The organism is Patescibacteria group bacterium, from assembly GCA_026415775.1.
In the GTDB taxonomy this organism is placed as follows: Bacteria; Patescibacteriota; Minisyncoccia; order UBA6257; family JAAZHW01; genus SKW32.
On sequence record JAOAGL010000001.1, the window covers coordinates 111,429 to 136,834 of the forward strand.

The window sequence follows — 25,406 nt, forward strand, 5'->3', positions numbered from 1 at the left end:
ATGATTTTTTACAAATTATTGACCAAATTTTTTATTTTTTCTATATTGTTAATAGCAGTATTTTTAACAAATTATGCGTTTGCTCAAGAAGGACTTCCTGATCCTTTGGGAGGTAAAACTCTTTTAGGATTAGCTGAAACGATTGTTAAATGGCTAATGCAGATTGCTGTGCCGTTAACTGCGATTATGACAATCTGGGGTGCAATTTTGATGATGACAGCAATGGGCAATCCTCAAAAAATTAAACAAGCCCAAGGCGCTTTAACTTGGGCGGTAGCTGGATTAGTGGTAATCATTATTTTGCAAGGTTTATTTGAGTTTGGGCAGACCACTATTTCTGAAGCAGAAGGATTATCCGATTTATTAAATACTATTCAGCAATATTTACTTTTTATTGGAGGCCCATTATCAATAGTTATATTTTTATACGGCTCCTATTTATTAGGAACTGCTAAACCCGAAAATGTTAAAACAGGAAAAAATATTTTAATTTGGACTTCGGTTGCTTTGGCAATTATTAGTATTTTTACCGTCGCCAATCTTATCAATATTATTAATCAATTGGCAAAATAAATATGAAGAAAAAAATTGTATTACCATTTTTAATTATTGTTGGTTTAATGCCGACAATTTTAATAATGGCCCAAACGAATGAGGCTTTACCCACAATTCAAGTGAAAAATGTAGATGATGTAATTAAAATAATTAACAATGTTGCTGCCTGGATGTATAGAATTATTTTGGCAATAGCCGGCATTTTTGTTTTAATGGCTGCTTTCACCTTCTTTTCAGCTGGCGAAAAAACAGAAAATGTGAAAAAAGCCAGAAATCAAATTTATTATGCGGTAGTGGCTTTAGTGGTAGCTGTTTTAGCTTTTAGTATTAAAGAAATTGTGATTAAAATTTTAACAACGACAACAAAATAATAAAAAATAAAAGGTCGTTTAAATAAAATAATTAAAACAAATTTAATATGAAAAAAATAAAAGAAATTGGTTTGTGGGTTATAACATTGAGCTTAGTTTTAGGTCCAGCAGTTTCAGTTTTTGCTCAAACCGTAGCTACAGCCAATACGCCACAACCCAAGGACTTAGGTACTTGGTTGGGCGTCGTAAAAACCGTCTTTCGATGGATTTATACTATTATTTTAGTTATATCAGTTGGTCTGGGTCTTTATGCCGCATTTTTATATCTTACTTCTGGAGGAGATGCTGGTAAAGTAAAACAAGCTAGTAAATATTTGATTTATGCTATTATTGGTTTAGTAGTAGCAGTATTAGCCTTTAGTATTACAAGTATTGTAGGCAGTTTAATTAACGAGCAGATGAATGTTTAATAAGAAGAAATATGTCAATTTTAAATCAAGGCCAGTTTTTAAAACTGGCCTTGATTTTTTTATCAAAAAATCTGTTAGAAAATTATTGTATTAATTGAGTGCCGAGGGAGGGATTCGAACCCTCAACCCCAAATGGGACTAGGTCCTAAGCCTAGCGCGTCTGCCAATTCCGCCACCTCGGCCAATTTATTTTATTAAAATCAAATCCAAAATTTTTTCAAATGCTTTTTGGCTGGTAGCAACAATAAAATACTCATTGTAAAAACCATAATAAAATTCATTGCCGGTTGAAAATTTAATGTACTGAGCTTTTATTGGTCCGATTTCTTTGGGTAAAAATGGTTGGGTTGGACTTCCAATATTTTCCAGATATTGAGAGGTTAATAAATCAGGATTTTGTTCAATCATTTTTTCAAAAGCTAAACCAAATTTTGATTTTAAGTTTGACAAAGCAAAAACTGATAAGCCCGAGGCATTGATTTTACTAACATAAGCGATTGATTTTTTGCTTAATTCATCGGAATAAACAATAAATGAAAAGTTAGCAAAAAACTTCGGTTGTTCACTAGAAGCTATGCCTGAAAAATTATTATAGAGCAAACGAAGAAATTCGTCGGTTGTAATAAAATCTCCCGTGGATTTTGTAAAAATAATTTCTTGGATATTTTGAGGACCAAGCAGATGCTTTTTAATAAGAATCTTTTCAAAGTCATCCAAGGACAAATCCATTAATTCATAAACAGACTGACCGGAGAAATTTATTAATAGCGAAACGTATTGGGCTTTTGGAGTTGGTGTAATAGAGGTTTTAGGAGTCTGGGGTTTGTGAGACAGAAAATAAATTAGGCCGACAATTACTGCTAATCCCAAAATTGTTCCGCCAATAATAAAAAGTAAATTTTTTTTCTGAGGTTTAATTTCTTGATCAGCGGTATCAGTAGGGAAAAAAGTAATAACCTGTTCCTGATTAATTTTCTGGCTTATTTCTTCAAAATCTCTTCCAAGAATTTTTCCACTAACTAATCCTCCACCACTTTTGCGAAGGTCTTCAACATCAGTTTCAAGTGTGCGGATTTTAATTTGAGATGGTGGTTTTTTAAGAATTTCCGCCATATTTTTATTATAATTAAATTTTTCAAATAATTAAAAACTGTGAATTATTTCAAAAATAGCTCCTCCAATTAAAAGAAAAATGAGAATAATTCTTATAAATTGTGGAATTTTTATAATGTAAGGTGGAATTTGATTTCCTTTTTGTTGAGCTTTTTTATGAATGAGAAAATTTAATAAACTTTCAATTCCTAATATAGAAGCGCCTAAAAATCCAATGACTTTAATAAAATTATGAATGCCTAATTGATAAAGAAGGAGAGGTAAGATTACAGGAACGAACCATGCCCATTTTTTATTGATTCGGAGATCAAAAATTAGAGCATTTTTGAAGTTAAAAGCCAGAATAAAATAAGAGGTAATAATTAAAAGGAGTCCAAGCAAATCAGTCGTGATGCCCAAAATGGGATTTTTGGAAATTAGTTGAGGCACTACATCCCATTGAATATTGCCATTGCCTAATATTCCCAAAATACCTAGTGCAAAAATTAAATATAAAAAAGCGGGGACGATGCTACCTAAAATAATAGGTTTTTTAAAATTAATTTCATGGGGTGTTAGAGATTTTTTACGGAAATAATTAAAAATTTCCGGCACGGCTGAACCACCAGATAAAGCAAAAAGTAAAACGCCATAAGGCAAGAAAAAATCTTTAAAATTCATTAAAGGAACGCTTGCTAAATTTAGATGGGGTGCCCCTAGAATAAAAAATCCAAAAATTAAAATTAAAATTAAAATAGCTCCAATAGCTTCGCCAAAACTGATAAATCTAATGCCTAGAATTACCCCCAAAGAACCAAACAACCAGAGCAGCAAAACAGCTAAGTTTAAATCTATTGGTTGGCCAATAATATTGAAAAAATTGTAAATAAATTGACCGCCTAAAATCAAATAAGCCAAAAGACAACCTCCAACGCTAATAAAAGTGGTCAATGTGACTAATTTTTTCGCCCAAGGGCCTAAATAAATTTCTGCCAATCCAATAAAGCGATGTTCCTCTTTTGTTCTTAGAAGAGATTCACCGAAAATTAAATGAGTAATTGTGCAGATTAGCGTTGCTAAAATGAGATAAAATAAAAAAATTAAAATACCTGATTGTGAAAAGACATAAGGCAAAGAAAAAATTCCGGCACCTAAAATAGTGCCAGCTAAAATTGTTGAAGCGGCAAAATAAATTTCAATCTTTTTAAATTGACTCATCGGAAGATTTTTTAATTTTTCTAGTTAAACTTTTTTCGACAAAATAAAAAATAATCAAAACAATTAAAACTAGACAAGTAGCAATAATAGCTAAACTGTATAGTTTAAAACCAACAGCCATACCTATGGCTGCCGAAACCCATAAACTGGCGGCAGTGGTGATGCCATAAATTTTGGAACGATGAAAAATAATAACGCCAGCGCCGAGGAATCCAATGCCAACAATAATTTGTGAAGCTAAGCGTGATGGATCAAAAGATAATCCATTGCCACCAATGGCTTTATACTTTAAAGCCATTGTTTCGGAGATAATAGTAAATAAAGTAGCACCTAAACAAACAAGCGAATAAGTTCTAAATCCTGCTGGTTTTTGGGCTAATTGTCTTTCTAATCCAATAAGAGAACCCAATAATAAAGATAAAAGAAGTTGTCCGAGAATGATTAAATCTCCACTCATTAAAGTTGATTTTTATAAAAGGTTATTCGACTAAATAAATCTCATTTCCTTCGTGTACTTTTTGAATAACTTTAATTCCAACCTCATCGCCTTTTTTGGCTTTTTTAACTGGTTCGTGTTCAATTTGCATTGAGGTAACTTCTTGTTCAAATAAATCTCCTAAATGACTGCGGAAGAGAATTTTATCACCTATAGATAAAGGGGCTTTTAATTTTAAAGCCGCTACACTAATTTTGTCAAAATAATGTGTAACAACACCTACTAATTTTTCTTTTTTCTGGGTTTTTGCTTTGGATTTTACAATTTTGGTCTTGCTTTTAGATTTTTTGTTTGATTTTTTGCTTTTTGATGTGGTTTTGGTTTTTTTAGGCATTTTTTTTATTTTAAAAATCGACCTTTAAAAATGATTGTTTGTTTTCTTTTCTTTATGGATAGCTTCAATTAATTGTTCTACTAATTCTTTCGGGTTACTATTAAAAATTACTTTGCCGGGTCCGCGACGTGCTTTTTCAATAATTTCTTTAAGCATATCTGAAATACCACCTGTTCCTTCTAGAACTCCTGTGAGTTTGTTTTCTTCAAATGCGACAGTAAATTCGTTTAATGTACCAATACGACCGCAAATAGTTATAACAGCATCAGCAGCGCGGGTTAAAAGTAAATTGCGTCCTGCGTATCCCGACCCAGTATAGATAATTAAATCGTGATAATCAATTGGAAGATGATATTTTTTAACATGTTCTTGTTCGGAAATAGCAGGTGATAAACCTATAACAATTCCCCCTGCTTCTTTGGCGGCTTTAGCCACCCAATAAGGAGCACCTGTTGTGGCACCTGTTACAACAACACAATCATGTTTAACTAATTCCCGTCCCAATTCCATAGACATTTCCATTGCTTGGGGACTACAAAGACCAGTTTCGGCAGCGCCGGAAATGGCAATTTTGATTTTTGGTTTAAAAATTTCCATATAGAATAATTATAATTAAAAAATTTTAAAAATAAAAATTTAATCAGTCCGCCCAGCAGGACTCGAACCTGCAACCGTTTGCTTAAGAGGCAACTGCTCTGCCAATTGAGCTATGGGCGGATATTTATATATTAAGGAAATTTTGGATTTCTTCAAGAAAAAAAAGGTCCTTAAAAAAGGACCTGTTGATATGTTTTATTTGCTACTTTTGCAATTTCAGTCATTATCCGATTGGTAGCTTCAATTAAAAACTGGGGATTTTCATCAATTTCTTTTTGATTTTTTATTTCGAGTTGAAATGGTTTGCCAATTCGAATTTCTTTTTTCGCAAAGAATCCGATAACACCCTCTTTAAATCCATAAGTGCTCGGTCCAAAACATCCGATAGGAATAATCTGACAACCACTTATTAAAGCTATTACCGCCGCCCCCCTTTTTCCTTTTTTTAAAGAGGAAAAGGGATTTCGATGGCCTTCTGGGAAAATAACCACTATATTTCCTTCGTTAATTAATTTAACAGCCTTGATTAAACTTTCGCGCGCTGCTGGCAAATAGCCAATACTATCCATTCCGAGCGTTAATATTGTGCTTATTACATGATATTTAAGAAAATTTTTCTGGAGATGCTTGGCACCAATAAAGAAAACCTTTTTCTTTTTAGGTAAAAGATACATTTTAAAGTAGGCATAAAGAGCAGCAGCTATTATTGGCGGATCATAATTATTCTGATGATTAGCAATAATTAAAAATCCTCCGTCTTTTGGTAAATTTTCCAATCCCTCAATTTTTTCTAATCTCGGTCTGATTAAGGAATAAACAAAAAAATAGAGTAGTTTATAGAATAACATTCTAAACCTCCTTCTAATAAAAATTTTTAAAAACCCACTTTATTTTATTAGTTTTTTTAATTTTTTCAATTGTGCCCTCGGAGGGATTCGCCTACAAGTAATCTGCCTGACGGCAGATTCTCGCAGGCCGCCCCTCGCGGTGCTCGCCTTTTCCGCTTGCGCGGAAAAACTCGCACATCGCTGCGGGCTTCGAATCCTCCACGCAAGCAAAGCAGTTTGCTTGCTCGAGGTCACTCTCGCTTTGCTCGAGTGCCCTCGGGAGGATTCGAACCCCCAATTCCAGTTCCGAAGACTGGCGTGATATCCGTTTCACCACGAGGGCTAGAAATTGCAAGTTCTTTTTTAAATTTAATACTTTTCTTTTAAAAATCAACCCCATTGCATATTAAAAGAAAAATTGAAAGAAAAAATTATGTAAGTTATAATATCCAAAATAGTCAATTTGCCCCTCCTATTCCCCTTATGCGATTTACTATTAAAGATAAGCGAATAGTAATCAAGAGATTTTTTCTCACTAAAACCTCTTCTTCTTTCACCCTCATTGAACTTTTAATTGTTATCGCTATTTTAGCTGTGTTAATGTCTGTGATTGTTGTTAGCTTGAATCCCGCAGAAATGTTGAAAAGAACCAGAGATGTGAGACGCCAGGCAGATTTAAAAGCTATTAACTCAGCTTTATTAATTTATTCTGTTTCCAATCCTAATGGTTTTTTTGGTTCTTCCACCATTGTTTATATCTCCATCCCTTCTAACTATTCTAATTGTTCTGATTTGGGCTTACCGCCACTTCCCTCAGGTTGGTCTTATCATTGTTCAAACGCTGATAATTACCGAAAAATTGATGGCAGCGGTTGGATTCCAGTTAACTTTAATTCTTTAGATGTTGGCGCTCCTATTTCTGCTTTGCCCATTGACCCCATTAATTCAACCACTTCAGGCAATTATTATACTTATGTTACCGGTGGTTCTTGGGAATTAACCGCTCTTTTTGAATCACAAAAATATCGCCAAGAAAGCGCTCCCGCTGATGGCGGAGATGTGGTGAATGGTTTTGAGGTCGGCAATAATTTAACCCTCACTCCCATTATCTTTCCTCACAACTGGATTAAAGTGCCGGGCAGTTCTCTTTACGGCACCAATGATTTCTGGGTGATGCAATTTGAAGCTAAATACTCTAAAACCGGTTCTGGCGCTGATGATGCTGGAGCTTGTTATTATACTTCTGGCTACGATACCTGGGATTGGGGCAAAACCGGAACCGACTGTCCGTCTTCTTGGTCAAACACTAATGTCGTTTCCTCTCCTTATGGTTCGCCGATTGCCGGTGTTAGTCATAATGAAGCCAAAGCCATTTGTCAATCATTAGGCGGTCATCTGATAACTAATCAAGAATGGATGACCATTGTCAGAAATGCTGAGCAAGTGGAAGAGAATTGGTCAGGTGGTTCGGTTGGTTCTGGCTGTCTTTTTCGGGGTAATGTCGGTTCTAACGATGCCTGCGGCTATGATGGCGCTAACCCGGAAAAGGGAATTAATCGCAATCCCAAAGCCAAATTAATTCTTTCCAATAATGAAGAAATCTGGGATATGGCGGGCAATGTTTGGGAACATGTAATGAAAGATTTAAATGATACTCTGGTCAATAACCATCCTACCATTCTTTCCGACAACACCTGGAAGTGGTCAGAACATACAGCCAGCTGGACTAGTTATGGTGATCTTTCTTACAATGAAATCAGACCTTCCAATTCTTCTTGGAACGTCAATCAAGGAATGGGCAGGATTTATCATTATGATGGTTATTACAGCGGCCGTGTTCTGCTTCGCGGCGGGTATTGGGATGGTGGTGACAGTGCCGGGGCGTTGACGCTGTACTTGATATTGGGACGCGACGACTCAGAGCAGCCCTGTGGGGTTTCGCTGCGCCCGCTGATCCCCGTGAGATACCTCCGTATCTCACGGGGTGAAGGGGTTTTGGTAATTTAATCTAAAATCTAAAATTTAAAAAACTTTCATGTTAAACGATTTGATTGTTTTTCAAAAGACCTATGATTTTTACGTTTGGCAAAAAACTATTATTCTTCATCTAGCCAAAGTTCATAAATATAGTTTGGGTATCCAATTAGAAAACGAAACATTAAATCTTTTAAAACAGATAGTCAAAGCAAATTTAAGCCGAACAGCCAAAAAAGAAGAAATAGAAAATTGTTTAGTATCTTTGGAAATTATTAAAGTTTTGATAAGGGTCGGCCACGAATTTAACAGAGAAGGCGGGATTAGTTTGAAAAATTATCAACTAGCATCAGAGAAACTTGCAGAAATCGGAAAATTGTTGGGTGGCTGGTTGAAAAATTTCAGCGGCCGGGCGCTTTAATGGCATTATAAGCCGTAGAGAATCCGGCCGCCCCGTTCTGTTTTTTACAGGACGGGCGGGGGATAAAATCAATAAGCGGCCGTGTTCTGCTTCGCGGCGGGAATTGGGATAATGGTGACAATGCCGGGGCGTTTACGCTGAACTTGAATTGGGACACGACGACTCAGAACAACAATGTGGGGTTTCGCTGCGCCCGCTTCAGTGGTTATAATTTGCCAGAACTTTGCCTTTTCTTTGGAAAGGCGAAGGTGTGCTTTACAAAACCCCAGATTTTATTCCCTCCCGATATGATTTTATCATAGGGAAAATATTAGGCTTTTACCCCGAGGCAGTGAAAGTAGTTAAATTATTACGAAATTTCTGCCTCGGGCCATTAAGCCCCCTTTTAATATAACGTCTTGCGATGACGTAAATATAGATATAGATATAGATATATGTTTGATAAAATCTGCTCTTTTCAAAATTTATACTCAGCTTATTTAAAAGCGCGAAAAGCCAAAAGATATCGGCCTTATATTTTAGAATTCAATTTTAATTTAGAAGAAAATTTACTGAATCTCCAAAAAGATTTATTAAACTTGACTTATCAGCCAGGACCATATCGTCAATTCACTGTTTGTGATTCTAAAAAGCGGCTCATTAAGGCGCCGGCGTTTCGTGACCGCATCATCCATCACGCTTTATGCAATGTCATTGAGCCGATTTTTGACCGAGGATTTATTTTCGACAGTTATGCTTGCAGGAAAAATAAAGGCACCCATCGGGCAGTTAAAAGATTGGGGAATTTCATTAAATCATTAAAAACGCGTTTGGGGGAAAGTACGACCAGTGTCGAAACTTATTGCCTTAAATGCGATGTTTCCAAATATTTTGAAAATATAGACCATAATCTTTTGTTAGGTTTTATTGCAAAGAAAATTAAAGATAAGAGAGTTTTCTGGTTGATTAAACGAATTATTGAAAGCGATTCGCCGGGGATACCCATTGGCAATTTAACCAGCCAGCTTTTCGCCAATATTTATTTGAACGAATTAGACCAGTTCATAAAACATTATTTAAGAGAAAAGTATTATCTTCGCTATATGGACGATTTTTTAATTTTAGATATCAATAAAAAGCGATTGCATCAAATTAAGCGCCAAATTCAAAAATTTTTAAGAGATAAATTAAGATTAGAATTACACCCCAAAAAAGCCAATATTTTTCCGATAAATAAAGGAATTGATTTTTTGGGTTATAAAATATTTTTTAATTATCGTTTGCTGCGCAAAAATACCGTTAAACGTTTTATTAGAAGATTAAAAAAACATCAACAACAATTAAAAAATAATTTAATAAAAATTAATGATTTTAAAAAAACATTTTACTCTTGGTTGGTTTATGCTCAATTTGGAAAATCTTGGCGATTAATAAAAGATTTAAAGTTTAAAGAAAGACTTTGTTCAATACATAATGCCAGATATATATTATATTAGATTTTGTTAAACTTCAATCTCAGGGCATTTTTAATCATCGGCATTGTCAATTTAATGGATTTAAGATAAGATAAGAAAGATGAAAATTCCCCAAGAAATTTTAGCCATTATTAAAAAGTTTGAAGAAAGCCCTCAAAAATTTGAGGTTTATTTGGTTGGTGGCTGTGTGAGGGATTTGTTGCTTTCGCGCGAGCCAAAAGATTGGGATTTAACAACGAATGCCACACCTTCTGAGATCCAAAAATTATTTCCAAAAAGTTTTTATGAAAATCAATTTGGCACGGTTTCAGTGATTACTGATTCGGAAAAAGAAAGTTTAAAAATTGTTGAGATTACTCCCTTTCGTTTGGAAGGAAAATATTCTGATAAACGCCATCCTGATGAAATTAAATTTGCTAAAACTTTGAAGGAGGATTTAGCGCGCCGCGATTTTACAATTAATGCAATGGCGCTTCAGGTTAATACTTCGACATTAAAAACAAAATTGATTGATTATTTTGGCGGCGAGAAGGATTTAAAAGATAAAATTATTCGAGCCGTAGGCGATCCAGAAAAAAGATTTAATGAGGATGCTTTAAGGTTAATGAGGGCAGTGCGTTGCGCTGTTGAGTTAGATTTTGAAATTGAAGAAAAAACTCAAAGAGCGATTGTGGAATTAGCCAATAATTTAGCTTATATTTCTCGCGAAAGAATTCGTGATGAATTAATAAAGATTTTAATGTGCGAAAATGCAGCCAAAGGGATTCAATTGCTTTATGAATTAAAATTATTGCCTTATGTAATAAAGGAATTAGAAGAAGGAGTTAATAGTATCGGAGTAACAAAAAAACTAAAAGAGCATATTAAATACGAAAAATTAACGACCTTTGAACATTTATTAAAGACTTTAGATTATGCCGCAAAAAATAATTTTAATTTAGAGACTCGTTTAGCAGCTTTGCTCCATGATATTGCCAAACCTCGGACTAAAGAAGGAGAAGGATTAGAAGCGACTTTTAAAGGACACGAACGATTGGGGGCAAAAATGGTAAAAGAAATTTTAATGCGATTGCATTTTTCAAATAAAGTTATTGATAAAGTAGTAAAATTAGTACGTTGGCATTTCTTCTTTTATGATGTAGACAAAGTAACGCCAGCTGGTGTAAGGCGATTGATTAGAAATGTTGGCGCAGAAAATATTGATGATTTATTAAAATTACGCGAAGCTGATCGGAGCGGATCGGGATTGCCAAAAATTTCTTCATATCGGCTCAGGCATTTGCGTTATATGATTGAAAAAGTAAAAAAAGACCCGATTGAACCAAAAATGTTAGAAGTAAAAGGTAATGATGTAATGGAAATTTTAAATATTCCGCCATCACCCAAAGTTGGTTGGGTTTTAAATATTCTTTTAGAAGAAGTTTTGGAAGATCCTCAAAAAAATAAAAGAGATTATTTATTAAAACGGATAGAAGAATTAAAAGAAAAAGATGAAGGGGAATTACAAAAAATGGCTGAAGAGGCAAAACGGCGGATTGAAGCAATAGAAGAAGATGTTGACCAGCAAATAAGAAAAAAATACAATGTTTAAAAGCGGGGTGTAGTATAACGGTAGTACGCTGGGTTCGGGACTCAGTGGCCCGGGTTCAACTCCCGGCACCCCGACACCACAAATATGAATTGTCAAAAAGAGAAAAATTTAAAAGATTGCCCGTGTAGTTATCCTTCTTGTCCGAGAAAGGGGATTTGTTGCGAATGTATCAGGCATCATCGGGAAAACAATGAGTTGCCAGCTTGTTATTTTTCAGAAGAAGCAGAGAAGAGTTATGACCGCTCTATTGAAAGGTTTATTGAAGATATTAAAAAACTAGGTCATTATTAGATAATTTTATGGCGGAAATTCTTAATGGTTATTCTTCAAAAAATATCAAAAAAGCTGCTCAATTATTAAAAAAAGGAGAGCCAGTAGTTTTTCCAACGGAAACGGTTTATGGTTTGGGAGCGATTGCTTATCATAAAAAATCAGTGGCGAAAATTTTTGAAATAAAAGAAAGACCATTTTTTGACCCAATTATTGTTCATATTGCTAATTTAAAACAATTGGAAGAGGTGGCTGAGGTAAAAGATGAAAGAGTAAATATTTTAATTCAACATTTTTGGCCAGGTCCTTTAACTTTAATTTTGCCTAAAAAGAAAAAAATTCCTTATTTAGTAACAGCAGGTTTAGAAACAGTGGGAGTAAGAATGCCACAGAATATTATGGCTTTGTCTTTGATTGAAGAAGTGGGAATGCCTATTGCAGCGCCAAGCGCTAACAAATTTTCTCAATTAAGTCCAACGCGCGCGGAACACGTTGAAAAACAAATCGGCGATAGAGTTAAAATTATTTTAGATGGCGGAAAAACAATTTTTGGCGTTGAGTCAACAATTTTATTAATGGAAGAAACGCCTGTTGTTTTGCGCGCAGGTGGATTAGCGATTGAGGAAATTAAAAAAGTTATTGGCCCAGTTTTAATGAAAAAAAAGTTAGACGATAAAGTATTGGCGCCAGGGAATTTAAAAACGCATTACGCTCCGCAAAAGCCGCTTGTTATTGTTAATAACGAAGAAGAAATTCAGCAATTTAAAGAAAAAAGAAAAATAGGATTTTTGGCTTTTCAAAAAATAAAGAATAAAAAATTATTTGTAGATTATAAAATTTTATCGCCAAAAGGAGATTTGAAAGAAGCAGCGAGTAATTTTTTTGATTGTCTTCATCAATTAGACGAAGGGCCGTCTGAAATAATTTTTGCTGAAAAAGTAGAAGAAGTTGGGTTGGGTAAAGCAATTATGGAAAGATTAATCAAAGCAGCCCACAAGTGATATGTTTCAATCAAAAACAATGATTATTCTTGCTATTGTTTTAATAATTTTATTAATTATTGGCGTTTATTTTGTTTTAAAAAAAGAAGTTGTTGAAATAAATTTTGGAAAGAAAAATTTAACAGTGAAAGCGGAGGTGGCGGAAACATTATGGGAACAAACGAGGGGGTTGATGGGAAGAAAACATTTGGGAGAATTTGAAGGAATGCTTTTTGTTTTTACTGATGAAGCGCCAAGAAGTTTTTGGATGAAAAACACTTATATTCCATTGGATTTAATTTTTATTTCTCAAGAGAAAAAAATAGTAGAAATTAAGCGGAATTTTGAGCCTTGTCAGGAAAGTAATTGTCCTGTCTATCGCTCGCAAGCTTCAGCAAAATATGTTTTGGAGGTGAATGGTGGTTTTTGTGAAAAGCATCAGATTGAGGTTGGCGACGAATTAGATTTTTCATTTTAGAGTTTTGAAAAAATTTTTTGGAAAAATTTTTGGTAAAAAGTTATCCACATATTGCATGAGGTTCAATTTGTGTTAGAATGAAAGTGGAAAATAAAAACGAGTATAAAAAATTTTCTAAAAAATAAGAAAGAGATGCTCGCAGAAAAAATTTCAGACCACCTAAAAAAATTAGCGACAACGAGTTCAGCAATCAAGAAACAGTTTTTTATCTCGAAATGGGAACTTCATGCTAAAGAAGATAAATTAAGCTCGTCCGATCCTTTATTAGAAGATGAATATACAAAAATACGCGGCCTGATTTACAAGTATTCGGGTCGCGTTTTGATTTTATTAACGCTTTCTTGCGCTTCTTATTGCCGTTTTTGCACGCGGCGACGTTGTGTTTCAGAAATTGAGAAGGGGATTTTAACAAAAGAAGATATAAATCGAATGGCTGATTATATTCAAAAACATCAGGAAATTAAAGAAGTTATTTTGTCTGGCGGCGATCCTTTAACAGTCCCCGAGCTTTTAAAATATGCATTAAAAGTTTTTTCGGCTTTGCCGCAAATAAAAATTATTCGGATTGGGACGCGGGCACCAGTTTCTAATCCAAAATTAGTTAACGATTCGCTAATAAGAGTTATTAAAAAAATAAAACAACCAGTTTATATTGGAATTCATTTTGAGCACCCTGATGAATTAACCAAAGAAACAATTGAGGCTTGCGAAAAATTACGCAAAGCGGGCGCGATTTTGTATAGTCAGAGTGTTTTTCTTAAAGGCGTTAATGATTCTTATAAAGTTTTGTATGAATTGTTTTCGCGTTTGATAGAAATTGGAGTGAAACCTTATTATTTGTATCGCTGCGATCCAGTAAAAGGCATTGAACATTTTCGGGTGCCGTTTGAAAAAGAAATTAAAATTGCCACGAAGTTGAGAAAAAATTTATCGGGGTTGGCTTGGCCAACTTATGTTATTGATACGCCGAACGGCAGCGGAAAAATTCCTGTGCCTTTGGAGTTTTGGGAATTTAATAAAAAAGAATTTAGAGATTTTTTGGGGGAAAGGCATAAGGTTATTTAATTGCAAAGATTTTTTAGGGTAAAAAGCAGGCGAAGCAGAGCTTCGCCTGCAATTATTTTCAAAAACCCCTTTCCTTGACAAAATATAAAAATAAAGTAGAATTTAGGCAGCTTTTTGAAAAAGAAAATTTTTTTTAAAAGGAGGTTTTACATGAAAAAAAATTTAGGAGTGTTTGTGGTACTGCTGCTGCTGGCAACAGCGGCAGCTGGGCAAGAAATTGAGTTGAAGGAGCTGGGAAGGGCTCCTTTGAGTCCATATCTCCAGTCCCCAGCGGAGGTAAGAACTCTTCTCGGTCGCGTGAATGAAGAGCTGGGCAGGGCTTTGGATTTTTTCCCTGGTGGAGGGCTCGGCGAACAAGTTTATGCCTCTCTCTATGAACAGTTGCAGAATTTGAAAATGGAAGTAGTAGATATTCATCCAAACCAAAAAATGGTTTGGATGATGTACTCGAAGGGACGTCTCCTGAAGTCGGTGGTTTGGAAAGGCAATGAGTCTTTCCAAGCGTACAAGTTCCGGCTGGAAGTGGAGGGAAAAATTTTTACATTTATAGTTCCAATTCGTTGCGGCAACATCGCGCTTCTCGAAATGCGAGAAGCGCCGGTAGCTCCACAACCACCAGCTCCAGTTCCACCGGCTCCTCAACCGCCAACTTCGCAACCACCAGCTCCTACTCCGCAGCCAATCCCAGTTCCGCAACCGCCAGCTCCTCAGCCAACATCGGTGACTCCGGTCATGGTTCATTGGACTCCCACTATAAAAATAAAAGTGGGAGGGGGATGGGCAGGAATAAAATTTCCCGCACCAGTAGATTTTTCCAGCTCACGCGTTGACTTCTTCTCTCTTATTCCCGCTGATTCCTCCGTCTTCTATTGCGAAGACGGGGTAGCCTTCTGGTACTACAGTCCTAGAAACTCCATTCCCTTTGCCGTCGGCCAGAGCGTACCGCTCTGGCGGCACGAGGTGGTAGAAATTCAGAAGGGAAAGAATTTTCCCTTCTACGCGCAGATAGAAATCGAGTTCGCGCGTAATTTATTCATTACCGGATCCTTTTTCGAACTCGGAAAATACTCTTCTTTCCAATACGAAGGAAAGGAGAGTATGGTATTGGACGAGGTACGTCTCCTCGGCCAATACCAGGGACAAGAAGGGCAGACCTGCCCCCCCACGTACGTCTATTACGTGGGGTTACACCGGGACTGGCATGAAATCCTGGTCCGGGAGAACATCCGGATTCAGGAGTTTTCAGCTGGTATTTCATACCAGCTGAAGGTGGTGAGGAATGTTTTTGTCACCCCGCAGGGTGGGGTGACGTGGCAGACCCGGCGGGGTACCCGAGTGACGGATACCACTATTAGCAAGTGGTATCCGTTTAAGGAGGCCCCTCTCGAGAAAGAGAGGGTAACCGAGGTGGTGGAAAAGGTAAAATCCACCACAACCCACCCTTATGTGGGGATTGGGTTGGAAATCGGTCCCTTCTTTCTCGAAGGTCGCCGTCTGTTCGGCGACCAGCCGGGACCAATGAAAATCTCTCCCTGGCGTGTCCAGGGAGGGATCCTCCTAAAAATTTAAAAAAAATAAGCCCCGAGACCGAAGGTCGAGGGGCTTTTCTTTTTCTTAAAATTTTTTTTCAAATTATTTTTTCTCAACTTCAATGGCTTCAACTGGGCAAGATTCAATAGCTTCTTTTAATTTTTCCTCGTCAATTTTTTCAATTTTTTTAACTTCTGCTTTACCCTCATTATTTATTTCAAACATTTCTGGATAAATAAAAGTGCACGTGCCGCAACCCAAACATTTTTTTTGATTTATTTTTATCTTTTTCATAAGAAACTTTTTAAGCGACCTATAAATTGTATTTTTCTTTGTAAAAACGAATAAGTTCTTTAACTAAAGGAAGACATTTTGAATCACCTAATCCAACTTTGGTTTTTGCTTGTACTTCTTCCAAAGTTGTAGCGCCTTCAAGAACTGCTTTTTCAATATCGCGTTCGGTAATTTTTAAAACTTTATCAACAATGCGGCTGCCTTCTGGTTCAATTTTATCGTATTGTTTTGTTCGGCGGTAATAATCATTAATAGCATCGCGCAAAGCTTTATCACCCAAAACTGAGCAGTGATATTTAATAGCGGGCAAACCTCCTAATTCTTTAATTATATCATCAGGCGTGATTTTGCGCGCTTCCTCAATTTTCATTCCGCCGTTTTTGGTAATCATTTCTGATAAAACCGAAGTTGAAGCAATAGCTGAAGCGCAGCCAAAAGTTCGCCAGCGGCATTTTTTAATTTTTTCTGTTTTTGGGTCAATCCATAACCAAAATTTCATTACATCGCCGCAAGCGGGACTACCCACCATTCCTAAAGCGTTATATTTAAATTTTTCTTCTTCTCCGAATTTCATAAAATTTTTTGGGCGGAGAAAATGTTGGCGAACTTTTTTGCTGTAAACCCAAGGTGCGCCGCTTAAAATATCAATTTCTTTTTTTTGTTTCTTTTTGTTTGTCATTTTATTTGAAGAGAGAGCGGAGATAATTCTCTTAATTTTTTAACGACTTTTTCCAATGATTGAATTAGATAATCAATATCTTTTTTGGTGGTATATTTGCCGAGTGTGATTCTAATGCTTCCATGGATGAATTCAGGAGGTAAACCAATGGCTTTTAAAACATGTGAAGGTTGAAGGCTTTTGGAATGGCAAGCTGAGCCAGTGGAAACCGCAATGCCTAATTCGTCTAATTTTAAAACCAACGCTTCGCCTTCAACATCTAAAACTGAGACATTGATATTATTCGGTAAACGATTTTTTAAATCGCCGTTAATAATAATTTTTGGGATGCGTTTTTTTAAATTTTCAACCAGATATTTTTGTAATTTTTTGAGCCGCACGCTTTCTTTTGTTTTTTCTTTTTGAGCTAATTCTAAAGCTTTGGCAAAACCAATCAGACCAGCCACATTTTCTGTGCCAGAACGATAACCAAATTCTTGGCCGCCGCCGAAAATAATAGGCGTTAGTTCAATACCACTTTTTTTATAAAGCATACCAGTTGCTTTTGGGCCATAAATTTTACTGCCATTTAAACTCATTAAATCCACTCCTAATTGTTTTGGTTGAATATTTAAATAACCAGCTGCTTGGCAGGCATCGGTATGAAAAAAAGGAAAGATGGTTTTATTTTTCACGCGAAAATTTTTGAGATATTGAGCAATTTTTTTAATTGGTTGAACAATGCCAATTTCATTGTTGGCGTACATTATAGAAATTAAAAGCGTATTTTTATTGATTTGCTTTTTTAATTTTTCTAAATCAACAATGCCGTTTGGCAAAACATTTAAGTAAGTAATTTTAATCCCATTTTTTTCAAGAAATTTTGCTGTTTCCAGCACTGCTGGATGTTCAATTTGAGAGATAATAATTTCTGGTTGAGAGAAATTTTTTCGGTAATAATTTACAGCGCCTAAAAGAGCTAAATTAACTGATTCGCTGCCGCCATTGGTAAAAATAATTTCTTCGGGTTTAATCTTTAAAATTTGCGCAATTTTTTGACGGGCTTTTTCAAGGAAAAATTTGGCCATTCTTCCTTCATAATAAATTGCTGAAGGATTGCCAAAATATTTTTGCCAAAAAATCTCCATTTCTTTAATGACTTCTTTTCTAACTGGTGTGGTGGCGGCGTAGTCAAAATAGTAGCGTTTCATATTATTTTAAAAATTGATTTAGTTTTATTTTGGCCAATTTTTTAGCTAAATCTTTGTTTAAAGTTTGCCAGCAGTTTTTAAGGGCGCATGTTTGAGAAGTACAAAAGGGTGAGCAATAAACTAAAGAGATTGGTCCTTCAAGAGTTTCAATAATAGAAAGTAATGAAATTTGCTGAGGCGATTTTTTAAGACGATAACCGCCAGTTTTGCCTTTTTGCGATTCAATTAATCCAGCTTTGACTAATTGGCGATTGATTTTTTGAAGATGATAAAAAGAAACTCTTTTTTCATTACAAAAAGAGCGCAAATTAATAAAATCGCTTGTTTTATTTTGGGCTAAGAATAAAAGCCAGCGGAGAGCCAATTCGATTTGTTTGGAGATTTTGATACTTTTGAAATTCATACTAATGAATACTCAATTAGTATAAAAAAACAAAATTAATTGTCAACAAAAAGAAAAAAGGACCCTAAGGGCCCTTTTTTCTTAAGAAGCAAATTATTTGCTAGCGATGCAAGATGTAATCAACCTCCACTTTCAATCCTAAGCCAGTTTGGTCAAAGCGCATTCGGATATTAATGTCCTCTTTTGCTCTTCGAGCGTACAAATTATAAATTTCACCGCTTGAAGTATCATTAATAATCGTCCAGTTGTTTTTGGTTAAATAGTTTTTGAAAGTAGTAATTAATTCTCCTATCGGTTTTTTAGAATAATAAGCAAGATGAGCTGTTACATCTCCACTATCTTTGTATTGGGTTTTTGTCGATTCAATTAAGCGCGTTCCGGATTCAAACGGAAAATCTTTTGGGAAAATTTCAGCTGGGATATCGCTGTAATCCCAAGTTTCTAAACTAGCTTCAGATTGAATAGAAGTAGTAACAGTTGCTTGTTGCTTAACTCCGCTCTGTTTGCCGTATAAATAGCCACCGATACCAATTAAAACCATTAGAACAATAATGATAATCCATAAAAGAGCTTTATTTGATTTTTTTGTGATGGTAATCTCAGCCATATTTTACAAAGCGAAATAAACAATCGCTAAAATAATAATAATAGCAAGAACAATCCAAAGCCAAGTTAATTTTTTCTTTGGTTTTGTTTCTTGCATTGGAGCTTGATTTAGTTCGTCCATAAAAGAATGAATGTTAAATTAAATTCGACCTTGGCACATTTTTATTATAACTCAAAAAAGGACGTCAAACAAATTGCTTGTGGATAAAAAATAGGGTAAAATAAAAATAATGAAAAATAGAGGGTATACTTTGGTGGAAATTTTAGTGGTTTTGGGAGTGACGGCTTTATTAAGCGGCCTTTTGTTTGTTTATAGTCGACAAGGTGAAAAAATCGGTGAAATTATGAGGGTGCGAGCGCAGGTTGTATCAGATATTAATCGAGTAAAAAATTTAGCTATTACAGCTGCCACTTGGCAAGGGCAATTAACTTGTGGTTATGGTATTTATTTTGATATCCCAAACAATCAATATATTATTTTTACTGATATTTCTGCTGATTGTAAATCATCGAATCATTTACGCAACCAAGCACAAACTCAGGATGTAGAAAGAATAAAAACGCCTCAGCGATTTACGTTGGTTAATACTAATGTTCAACAAGTATTTTTTATGCCACCTCAACCATTTGTTTTTTTTGATGGTCAAGCAGCTGAGAAGCAAAGTGCAATTGAAGAAGTTGAGATTACATTTGGTTATTTGTCTGATATAGACCCAGCCTTTAAAGTTTATATTAATTCCATTGGTCAAACTTGGGCTTATTAAAATGAAAAAAAAGATTCAAACAACAAAAAATGGTTTTAGCATTATTGAGGTAGTAGTAGCAATTGGTGTTATTTTAATTGCCTTTACAGGCATGCTCACTTTAATTAATCGTTCTTTAGCTTTTCATGATTTGGCTTATAGTCGCCTAATTGCTTCTTATTTAGCACAGGAAGGCATAGAAATTATTAGAAATATCCGCGATAATAATATTTTGCAAAATAAAAATTGGAATGCTGGATTATCAACGGGCACTTATCAAGTGCAGTATAATGATTTAGCGTTAAGAAATTATACTGGCGAGCCATTAAAGCTGGATACAGTAAATGGTATTTATAATTATGATTCGGGTTCGATTACGCGTTATATAAGGCAGGTTGATATAACAACCATTTCTTCTGACCATATTTTTGTTAAATCAATTGTTACATGGAAAAATCGCGGCGGCTCTTTTGATATTGTGGTCGAAGATCATTTATATAATTGGCTTGGCGATTAATGAAAAAAAATAATCCTCAATTAACGGGTTTTACTTTAATTGAAATATTGGTGGCTACAGCAGTGTTTTTAACGGTGATTAGCATTACAACTGCTACATTTTTAACCAGTTTGCGTACCCAGCGTTATCTTTTGGCTTCAATTAATGGTACAGCCAACCTTGCTTATGCTTTGGAAGTAATGGGACGAGAAATTCGTATGGGTAAAAGTTTTTTTGCTCCAACTGAAGACACTCTAAATTTTCTAAATGTTGATAATGATGCCATTGTTTATCGTTTGAATTCGGTTACTCAACAGATTGAAAGGTCAATCGGAGGCGGGCCATTTAAAACTTTAACGTCGCCAGATGTTCGCGTTTTATCTTTAAGATTTATTATTAGTGGCGCCGAGCGCCAAGATGGACAACAGGTAAAAGTAACGATTTTGCTAAAAGTAGCTTCATATGCTGGTCGAAGACAAATTGAAAGCAATATCCAAACAACCATCAGTAGTCGTCAACCAGAAACATAAAATGAATAAAAAAATTTTAAACAATAAAGGTCAGGCAATGCTCATTACACTTTTGATTTTGAGCGCTTCATTTTTAATTGCGATGGCTTTGGGTAGTTTGGTTTTATACGAATTAAGATCAATGATTTTTACTGGTGAATCAATTAAAGCTTTGTATGCTGCCGAGAGTGGTTTAGAGTGGAAATTATTTGAAAATATAAAGGGTGTTTTAATTGAAGCGCCGACAATGACTAATAATTCTTCGTTTGAAGTTTCTGTTTCTAATCCGCCTGCTGGTGGGACACTGATAAAATCAATAGGACAAAGTGGAAACAACTTTAGAGCTTTGGAAGCATCTTTTTAATTAATTTATTTATAGTATGAATAAAGAAGAGGCGAAAAAAAGAATTGAAAAATTACGCCAGGAAATTAATTATCATCGTTATCTTTATCATGTTTTGGATAAAGAAGAGATTTCTCCAGAGGCACTAGATTCGCTCAAAAAAGAATTGTTTGATTTAGAACAGCAATTCCCAGATTTAATTACTCCTGATTCGCCAACACAACGAATAGGCGGTGAGCCGCTTGATGCTTTTAAAAAAGTAGAACATCCAAGACCAATGCTTTCTTTTAATGATGCCTTTTCTCAAGAAGATATGCGAGCTTGGGAAAAAAGATTTGTTGATTTTTTGGGTGGTAAATTAAGGAAATGGGAGAAGTTTTATTATTGCGAATTAAAATTGGATGGATTAGCAATTGAATTGTATTATGAAAACGGGATTTTTGTTTGCGGCGCTACTCGGGGGGATGGTTATATTGGTGAAGATGTCACTCAAAATTTAAAAACGATAGAAGCCATTCCATTAAGATTATTAGATGAAGAGGAGGTAATTAAAAATTTAGAAAAAGAAAAACTTTTTAATGTTGTCGAAAAGATTAAAAATAATTTTCCTCAAAAAATTGTAGTGCGTGGGGAGGTTTTTATGCATAAAAAAAATTTAGAAATTCTTAATAAAGAACAAATTAAAAAAGGTTTAAAACCATTCGCTAATCCGAGAAATGCTGCGGCTGGTTCTATTAGACAATTAGACCCAAAAATTACTGCCTCGCGCAAATTAGATTCTTACGCGTATAGTTTGGTAACTGATTTTGGTCAAAAAACTCATGAGGAGGAGCATATTATTTTAAAATCCTTAGGATTTAAAACTAATCCACATAACAAACCAGCGAAAAGTTTAGAAGAAGTTTTTGATTTTCATAATTATTGGTCTAAAAATCGTGATAAACTTCCTTATGAAATTGATGGTATTGTAGTTATTTTAAATGATGAAAAAGATTTTGAACGGGCTGGTTATGTTGGGAAAGCGCCGCGAGCAGCAATAGCTTATAAATTTGCCTTAAAACAAGCAACTACAATTGTTGAAGATATTATTGTTCAAGTGGGAAGAACAGGAGTTTTGACGCCTGTGGCGATTTTAAAACCAGTTAATGTTGGTGGCGTAACGATTTCGCGGTCAACCTTGCATAATTTTGAAGAAATCAAACGTTTAGGATTAAAAATTGGCGATACAGTGATTGTTGGAAGGGCTGGTGATGTAATTCCGCAAATCATTCAGGTTTTAGCTGATTTGCGAACAGGAAAAGAAAAAGAATTTCAAATTCCTAAGAAATGTCCAATGTGCGATTCGCCGATTATTAAAGATGAAGGAGGGATTATTTATCGTTGCAGCAATAAAAATTGTTTTGCCATTAATCGTCGTTCATTATATCATTTTGTTTCAAAATCCGCTTTTGATATTATAGGCGTTGGTCCAAAAATCATTGATCGTTTATTAGAAGAGGGATTAATTAGAGATGCGGCCGACCTTTTTGAATTAAAAGAAGGAGATTTAGCTTCTTTGGAGCGATTTGGAGAAAAATCAGCGGAAAATATTATTCAGTCAATTAATAATCATCGTCAAATTGATTTATCGCGATTTATTTATGCTTTGGGAATTTTGCATGTTGGAGAAGAGACGGCCGAAGTTTTAGCTACACATTTGTTAAAAGTTAAAAATATTAAAAAACCAACCGATGTATTGGAGGCCATGAAGAAATTTTCTATTGAAGATTTAGAAACAATTGAAGATATAGGTCCAAAAGTTGCTTTGAGTATTAAAACGTGGTTTGAGAATAAAAATAATCAAAAATTTTTAGAGAAATTAGAAAAAGTTAGTATTAAAATTACAAAACCAGAAATAATTGAGTCAAAATTAAAAGGTAAAATTTTTGTATTAACCGGCACGCTAGATTCAATGAGTCGAGAAGAAGCTAAGGAGAGAATTAAGCGATTAGGCGGTCGTGTTTCTTCATCGGTTTCAAAACATACAGATTTTGTAGTGGCCGGAAGAGAGCCGGGGAGCAAATACGAAAAAGCCAAAGAATTGGGTGTAAAAATTATTGATGAGAAAGAATTTATTAAGATGTTAGAGTAGAATTTAAGCAATTTTTGTGTTAAAATAAAAAACATGAGCGGAGAAAATCTTATTAATCAAAAGATAGTTGACTATTTATTAGATTTGAGTCGTTTGCAAATTTCAGAAAAAGAAAAGGAGAAAATTGAAAAAGATTTAAACCTCATTCTTGATTATGTGAAACAATTACAGGAAATTAATACAGGGGGGATTGATTTAGAAAAAATACTTTTTCAAACAAAAAACTCAGACAACAAAGAAGTGGATGATGATTTGTTATTTGTGCGTGATGATTTGTTAGATGGTTTTTATCAGAGGAAAGATAATTGGTTGGAAATTCCGCCAATTTTTTAACTTTTTTATGATTACTTTACATGATTTAACAATCAAAAAAATTCACAACCTTCTTTTGAACAAAGAAGTTTGTTCTTTTGATTTAACAAAAGAATTTTTTGACTATATTGAAAAAAAAGACAGAAACATTGATGCCTATCTATCCCTTTTGAAAGAAGAAGCATTAAAACAGGCTAATGAGGTTGATAGAAAAATTGCAGCTGGTGAAAATATCCCTATTTTAGCTGGTGTGCCATTGGCTATTAAAGATAATATTTTAATTAGAGATACTATTACAACAGCTGGCTCAAAAATATTGAAAGATTATAAAGCAACATATGACGCGACGGTAATAAAAAAATTAAAAAAACAATTGGCAATTTTTTTGGGGAAGACCAATCTTGATGAGTTTGCAATGGGTTCTTCAACGGAAACATCCGCTTTTAAATTAACTAGAAATCCTTTGGATGAAGAGCGAGTGCCAGGTGGGTCAAGTGGTGGTTCAGCTGCAGCAGTGGCAGCTCATGAAGCAGTCGCGGCTTTAGGATCTGATACTGGGGGATCTGTAAGACAACCAGCTAGTTTTTGCGGTTTGGTTGGTTTAAAACCAACTTATGGCGCGGTGTCACGATTTGGCTTAATTGCGATGGCTTCTTCGTTAGATCAGATTGGCCCTATTACTAAAAACGTTGAGGATGCCGCTCTTTTGTTAGAAGCAATTTGCGGCAAAGATAAATTTGATAACACAACGGAAAATTTTAGTTTTGACGCTCAATCAATTTATGAACGAAAAGATTTAAAAAATTTAAAAATAGGCATTATTAAAGAAATTGATTTAACTCAATTCGATGCTAATTTGGCGGAGATTTTTCAAAAAAGTCTTTCTTTATTAAAAGAATTGGGAGCAGAAATTAAAGAAATTTCTATTCCTCATGTTAATTTAAGTTTGGCGTGTTATTATGTTTTAATGCCAGCAGAAGTAAGTAGTAATTTGGCGCGTTTTGATGGTTTGCGTTATTCTCCTTCTGAAGAAAGTGGAATATTAAAAGATTTATATTTTAAAACTCGCGGTAAATTGTTTGGTCAAGAGGTGAGGCGAAGAATTCTTTTGGGCACGTTTGTTTTATCAAGCGGTTATTATGAGGCGTATTATAAAAAAGCTCGTTTAATCCAGGCCTTAATTAAAAAAGAATTTGAGAATATTTTTAAAGAGGTTGATTTAGTTGTTTTACCGACAACTCCCACCCCTGCTTTTAAAATCGGTGAAAAAACCAGCAATCCTTTAGAAATGTATCTTTCGGATATTTTCACAGTGCCTGCTAATATTGCTGGAATCCCAGCTATTTCTTTGCCTCTCTGGTCTTCTAAAAACAAATTACCTTATGGTCTACAATTTTTTGGAAAACATTTTGAAGAGCCATTAATCTTAAACGCCGCTTATTTATTTGAGCAAAATTCAAATTATGGAAGATTTTATTAGTGCAACTACTTCTATTATTAATACTATTGTTGGTGTTTTTCAGGCGATCATAAATGTTGCTATTTTTATCTTTAATCTGCCAATTATAAAAATATTACGTTTAATTGGAGGCATTCTCTCGCTTGTTTTGTTTATTTTCTGGATTTATTTAATTATTAAAACAAATAAAATCACTGATGTCATTGAAAAATATAAAACCATCTGGGTTGGAGGTCATTATGAAAAAAGAAGAGTGTTAAGAGCATGGAAAGAAATTCACGATTTATTAAAAGAGGATGACATCCAATCTTATAAGCTCGCTTTTTCGTTGCTTAATGAATTGTTGGAAGAGGTGATTAATCGTTTAAATCCCAAAGGAAAAAATTTATTAGAGAAAATTAAATCTTTAAAAATTGCCGAACTAAACGAAATTGAAAAAAGCAAATTGTTGGTGGGTGTTTATGCTTATGATAAATTAAAAAGCGACCCAACTTTTAATTTAGAACCAAAAGAGGTAAAATATTTTGTAAAGCTTTATAAAGAATTCTTTGAGCGATTACATATTTTGGGTGATTAAA

Annotated in this window: 31 protein-coding genes and 4 tRNA genes; 21 read left to right on the forward strand and 14 right to left on the reverse strand. The window is 34.7% G+C overall.

Annotation, left to right across the window (positions count from 1 at the left end; translation table 11 throughout):
* From N2692_00620 to N2692_00630, 3 genes are all read left to right on the forward strand, one after another.
* Positions 1 to 573 (forward strand): pilin, encoded by a 573-nt coding sequence (locus tag N2692_00620; protein ID MCX8015803.1) that lies wholly within the window; start codon positions 1 to 3, stop codon positions 571 to 573.
* A 2-nt stretch (positions 574 to 575) separates the two neighbouring features.
* A complete protein-coding gene (locus tag N2692_00625) occupies positions 576 to 926 on the forward strand; it encodes a hypothetical protein (GenBank protein MCX8015804.1) in 351 nt (116 codons plus the stop codon).
* An 86-nt stretch (positions 927 to 1,012) separates the two neighbouring features.
* A complete protein-coding gene (locus tag N2692_00630) occupies positions 1,013 to 1,336 on the forward strand; it encodes a hypothetical protein (protein ID MCX8015805.1) in 324 nt (107 codons plus the stop codon).
* A gap of 99 nt (positions 1,337 to 1,435) precedes the next feature.
* On the opposite strand, the gene N2692_00635 is transcribed toward N2692_00630, so the two are convergent.
* The 9 genes from N2692_00635 to N2692_00675 form a co-directional block, all read right to left on the reverse strand.
* Positions 1,436 to 1,518 (reverse strand) — tRNA-Leu (locus N2692_00635).
* A gap of 4 nt (positions 1,519 to 1,522) precedes the next feature.
* Positions 1,523 to 2,449: a hypothetical protein gene (locus tag N2692_00640; GenBank protein MCX8015806.1), complete on the reverse strand. Its 927-nt coding sequence runs from the start codon at positions 2,447 to 2,449 to the stop codon at positions 1,523 to 1,525.
* 30 nt (positions 2,450 to 2,479) lie between these two features.
* Positions 2,480 to 3,646: a hypothetical protein gene (locus N2692_00645; GenBank protein MCX8015807.1), complete on the reverse strand. Its 1,167-nt coding sequence runs from the start codon at positions 3,644 to 3,646 to the stop codon at positions 2,480 to 2,482.
* Positions 3,633 to 4,103 (reverse strand): MgtC/SapB family protein, encoded by a 471-nt coding sequence (locus tag N2692_00650; GenBank protein MCX8015808.1) that lies wholly within the window; start codon positions 4,101 to 4,103, stop codon positions 3,633 to 3,635. The genes N2692_00645 and N2692_00650 overlap by 14 nt, the downstream gene beginning before the upstream one ends.
* 22 nt (positions 4,104 to 4,125) lie before the next feature.
* Positions 4,126 to 4,476 carry a translation elongation factor-like protein gene (locus tag N2692_00655; protein MCX8015809.1) on the reverse strand — a complete coding sequence of 117 codons (351 nt, stop codon included), beginning with the start codon at positions 4,474 to 4,476 and terminating at the stop codon, positions 4,126 to 4,128.
* Between the two features lie 24 nt (positions 4,477 to 4,500).
* A complete protein-coding gene (locus tag N2692_00660) occupies positions 4,501 to 5,073 on the reverse strand; it encodes an LOG family protein (protein MCX8015810.1) in 573 nt (190 codons plus the stop codon).
* A gap of 47 nt (positions 5,074 to 5,120) precedes the next feature.
* Positions 5,121 to 5,193: transfer RNA gene (locus N2692_00665), tRNA-Lys, on the reverse strand.
* Between the two features lie 50 nt (positions 5,194 to 5,243).
* Entirely contained in the window at positions 5,244 to 5,921 is a 678-nt protein-coding gene (locus N2692_00670) for a 1-acyl-sn-glycerol-3-phosphate acyltransferase (GenBank protein ID MCX8015811.1), read from the reverse strand.
* 250 nt (positions 5,922 to 6,171) lie between these two features.
* Positions 6,172 to 6,243: transfer RNA gene (locus tag N2692_00675), tRNA-Arg, on the reverse strand.
* 56 nt (positions 6,244 to 6,299) lie between these two features.
* On the opposite strand from N2692_00675, the gene N2692_00680 reads away from it, so the two are divergent.
* The 10 genes from N2692_00680 to N2692_00725 all read left to right on the forward strand — a co-directional run bounded on the left by N2692_00680 (position 6,300) and on the right by N2692_00725 (position 15,702).
* Entirely contained in the window at positions 6,300 to 7,907 is a 1,608-nt protein-coding gene (locus tag N2692_00680; GenBank protein ID MCX8015812.1) for a type II secretion system GspH family protein, read from the forward strand.
* A gap of 28 nt (positions 7,908 to 7,935) precedes the next feature.
* Complete coding sequence (locus tag N2692_00685; GenBank protein ID MCX8015813.1) at positions 7,936 to 8,295, forward strand: four helix bundle protein; 360 nt, start codon at positions 7,936 to 7,938, stop codon at positions 8,293 to 8,295.
* A gap of 434 nt (positions 8,296 to 8,729) precedes the next feature.
* Complete coding sequence (locus tag N2692_00690; GenBank protein ID MCX8015814.1) at positions 8,730 to 9,770, forward strand: reverse transcriptase/maturase family protein; 1,041 nt, start codon at positions 8,730 to 8,732, stop codon at positions 9,768 to 9,770.
* Between the two features lie 79 nt (positions 9,771 to 9,849).
* Complete coding sequence (locus N2692_00695; protein ID MCX8015815.1) at positions 9,850 to 11,340, forward strand: CCA tRNA nucleotidyltransferase; 1,491 nt, start codon at positions 9,850 to 9,852, stop codon at positions 11,338 to 11,340.
* 3 nt (positions 11,341 to 11,343) lie between these two features.
* Positions 11,344 to 11,414, forward strand: a tRNA-Pro gene (locus tag N2692_00700).
* A 10-nt stretch (positions 11,415 to 11,424) separates the two neighbouring features.
* The gene (locus tag N2692_00705; protein MCX8015816.1) at positions 11,425 to 11,631 is read left to right on the forward strand and encodes a DUF6485 family protein; all 207 of its coding nucleotides are present in this window, start codon (positions 11,425 to 11,427) and stop codon (positions 11,629 to 11,631) included.
* 8 nt (positions 11,632 to 11,639) lie between these two features.
* Positions 11,640 to 12,611: an L-threonylcarbamoyladenylate synthase gene (locus tag N2692_00710; protein ID MCX8015817.1), complete on the forward strand. Its 972-nt coding sequence runs from the start codon at positions 11,640 to 11,642 to the stop codon at positions 12,609 to 12,611.
* Between the two features lies 1 nt (position 12,612).
* On the forward strand, positions 12,613 to 13,068 hold the full coding sequence (locus N2692_00715) for a DUF192 domain-containing protein (protein MCX8015818.1): 456 nt from the start codon (positions 12,613 to 12,615) through the stop codon (positions 13,066 to 13,068).
* Between the two features lie 132 nt (positions 13,069 to 13,200).
* Positions 13,201 to 14,133: a KamA family radical SAM protein gene (locus N2692_00720; GenBank protein MCX8015819.1), complete on the forward strand. Its 933-nt coding sequence runs from the start codon at positions 13,201 to 13,203 to the stop codon at positions 14,131 to 14,133.
* A 114-nt stretch (positions 14,134 to 14,247) separates the two neighbouring features.
* The gene (locus N2692_00725; GenBank protein MCX8015820.1) at positions 14,248 to 15,702 is read left to right on the forward strand and encodes a hypothetical protein; all 1,455 of its coding nucleotides are present in this window, start codon (positions 14,248 to 14,250) and stop codon (positions 15,700 to 15,702) included.
* Positions 15,703 to 15,765: 63 nt separating this feature from the next.
* Here N2692_00725 and N2692_00730 read toward each other — a convergent pair whose 3' ends face one another.
* The 5 genes from N2692_00730 to N2692_00750 form a co-directional block, all read right to left on the reverse strand.
* The gene (locus N2692_00730; GenBank protein ID MCX8015821.1) at positions 15,766 to 15,957 is read right to left on the reverse strand and encodes a ferredoxin; all 192 of its coding nucleotides are present in this window, start codon (positions 15,955 to 15,957) and stop codon (positions 15,766 to 15,768) included.
* A gap of 19 nt (positions 15,958 to 15,976) precedes the next feature.
* Entirely contained in the window at positions 15,977 to 16,636 is a 660-nt protein-coding gene (locus tag N2692_00735) for an iron-sulfur cluster assembly scaffold protein (protein ID MCX8015822.1), read from the reverse strand.
* Positions 16,633 to 17,826, reverse strand: a complete 1,194-nt coding sequence (locus tag N2692_00740) for a cysteine desulfurase (protein MCX8015823.1) — start codon at positions 17,824 to 17,826, stop codon at positions 16,633 to 16,635. The genes N2692_00735 and N2692_00740 overlap by 4 nt, the downstream gene beginning before the upstream one ends.
* Before the next feature lies 1 nt (position 17,827).
* Positions 17,828 to 18,229 carry an Rrf2 family transcriptional regulator gene (locus N2692_00745; GenBank protein ID MCX8015824.1) on the reverse strand — a complete coding sequence of 134 codons (402 nt, stop codon included), beginning with the start codon at positions 18,227 to 18,229 and terminating at the stop codon, positions 17,828 to 17,830.
* A 100-nt stretch (positions 18,230 to 18,329) separates the two neighbouring features.
* Positions 18,330 to 18,836 carry a hypothetical protein gene (locus tag N2692_00750; GenBank protein ID MCX8015825.1) on the reverse strand — a complete coding sequence of 169 codons (507 nt, stop codon included), beginning with the start codon at positions 18,834 to 18,836 and terminating at the stop codon, positions 18,330 to 18,332.
* Between the two features lie 229 nt (positions 18,837 to 19,065).
* On the opposite strand from N2692_00750, the gene N2692_00755 reads away from it, so the two are divergent.
* From N2692_00755 to N2692_00790, 8 genes are read left to right on the forward strand one after another with little or no spacing between them, the layout of a single operon-like run.
* On the forward strand, positions 19,066 to 19,599 hold the full coding sequence (locus tag N2692_00755; GenBank protein ID MCX8015826.1) for a prepilin-type N-terminal cleavage/methylation domain-containing protein: 534 nt from the start codon (positions 19,066 to 19,068) through the stop codon (positions 19,597 to 19,599).
* 1 nt (position 19,600) lies between these two features.
* A complete protein-coding gene (locus tag N2692_00760) occupies positions 19,601 to 20,095 on the forward strand; it encodes a prepilin-type N-terminal cleavage/methylation domain-containing protein (GenBank protein MCX8015827.1) in 495 nt (164 codons plus the stop codon).
* Entirely contained in the window at positions 20,095 to 20,604 is a 510-nt protein-coding gene (locus N2692_00765; protein ID MCX8015828.1) for a prepilin-type N-terminal cleavage/methylation domain-containing protein, read from the forward strand. Before N2692_00760 ends, N2692_00765 begins: the two co-directional genes overlap by 1 nt.
* A gap of 1 nt (position 20,605) precedes the next feature.
* Positions 20,606 to 20,947 (forward strand): hypothetical protein, encoded by a 342-nt coding sequence (locus N2692_00770; GenBank protein MCX8015829.1) that lies wholly within the window; start codon positions 20,606 to 20,608, stop codon positions 20,945 to 20,947.
* Between the two features lie 16 nt (positions 20,948 to 20,963).
* Positions 20,964 to 23,057, forward strand: a complete 2,094-nt coding sequence (ligA, locus tag N2692_00775) for an NAD-dependent DNA ligase LigA (protein ID MCX8015830.1) — start codon at positions 20,964 to 20,966, stop codon at positions 23,055 to 23,057.
* A 33-nt stretch (positions 23,058 to 23,090) separates the two neighbouring features.
* On the forward strand, positions 23,091 to 23,390 hold the full coding sequence (locus N2692_00780; protein ID MCX8015831.1) for a hypothetical protein: 300 nt from the start codon (positions 23,091 to 23,093) through the stop codon (positions 23,388 to 23,390).
* A gap of 7 nt (positions 23,391 to 23,397) precedes the next feature.
* Entirely contained in the window at positions 23,398 to 24,849 is a 1,452-nt protein-coding gene (gene gatA, locus N2692_00785) for an Asp-tRNA(Asn)/Glu-tRNA(Gln) amidotransferase subunit GatA (GenBank protein MCX8015832.1), read from the forward strand.
* Positions 24,833 to 25,405 (forward strand): hypothetical protein, encoded by a 573-nt coding sequence (locus N2692_00790; protein MCX8015833.1) that lies wholly within the window; start codon positions 24,833 to 24,835, stop codon positions 25,403 to 25,405. Before gatA ends, N2692_00790 begins: the two co-directional genes overlap by 17 nt.
* Position 25,406: the final 1 nt, after the last annotated feature.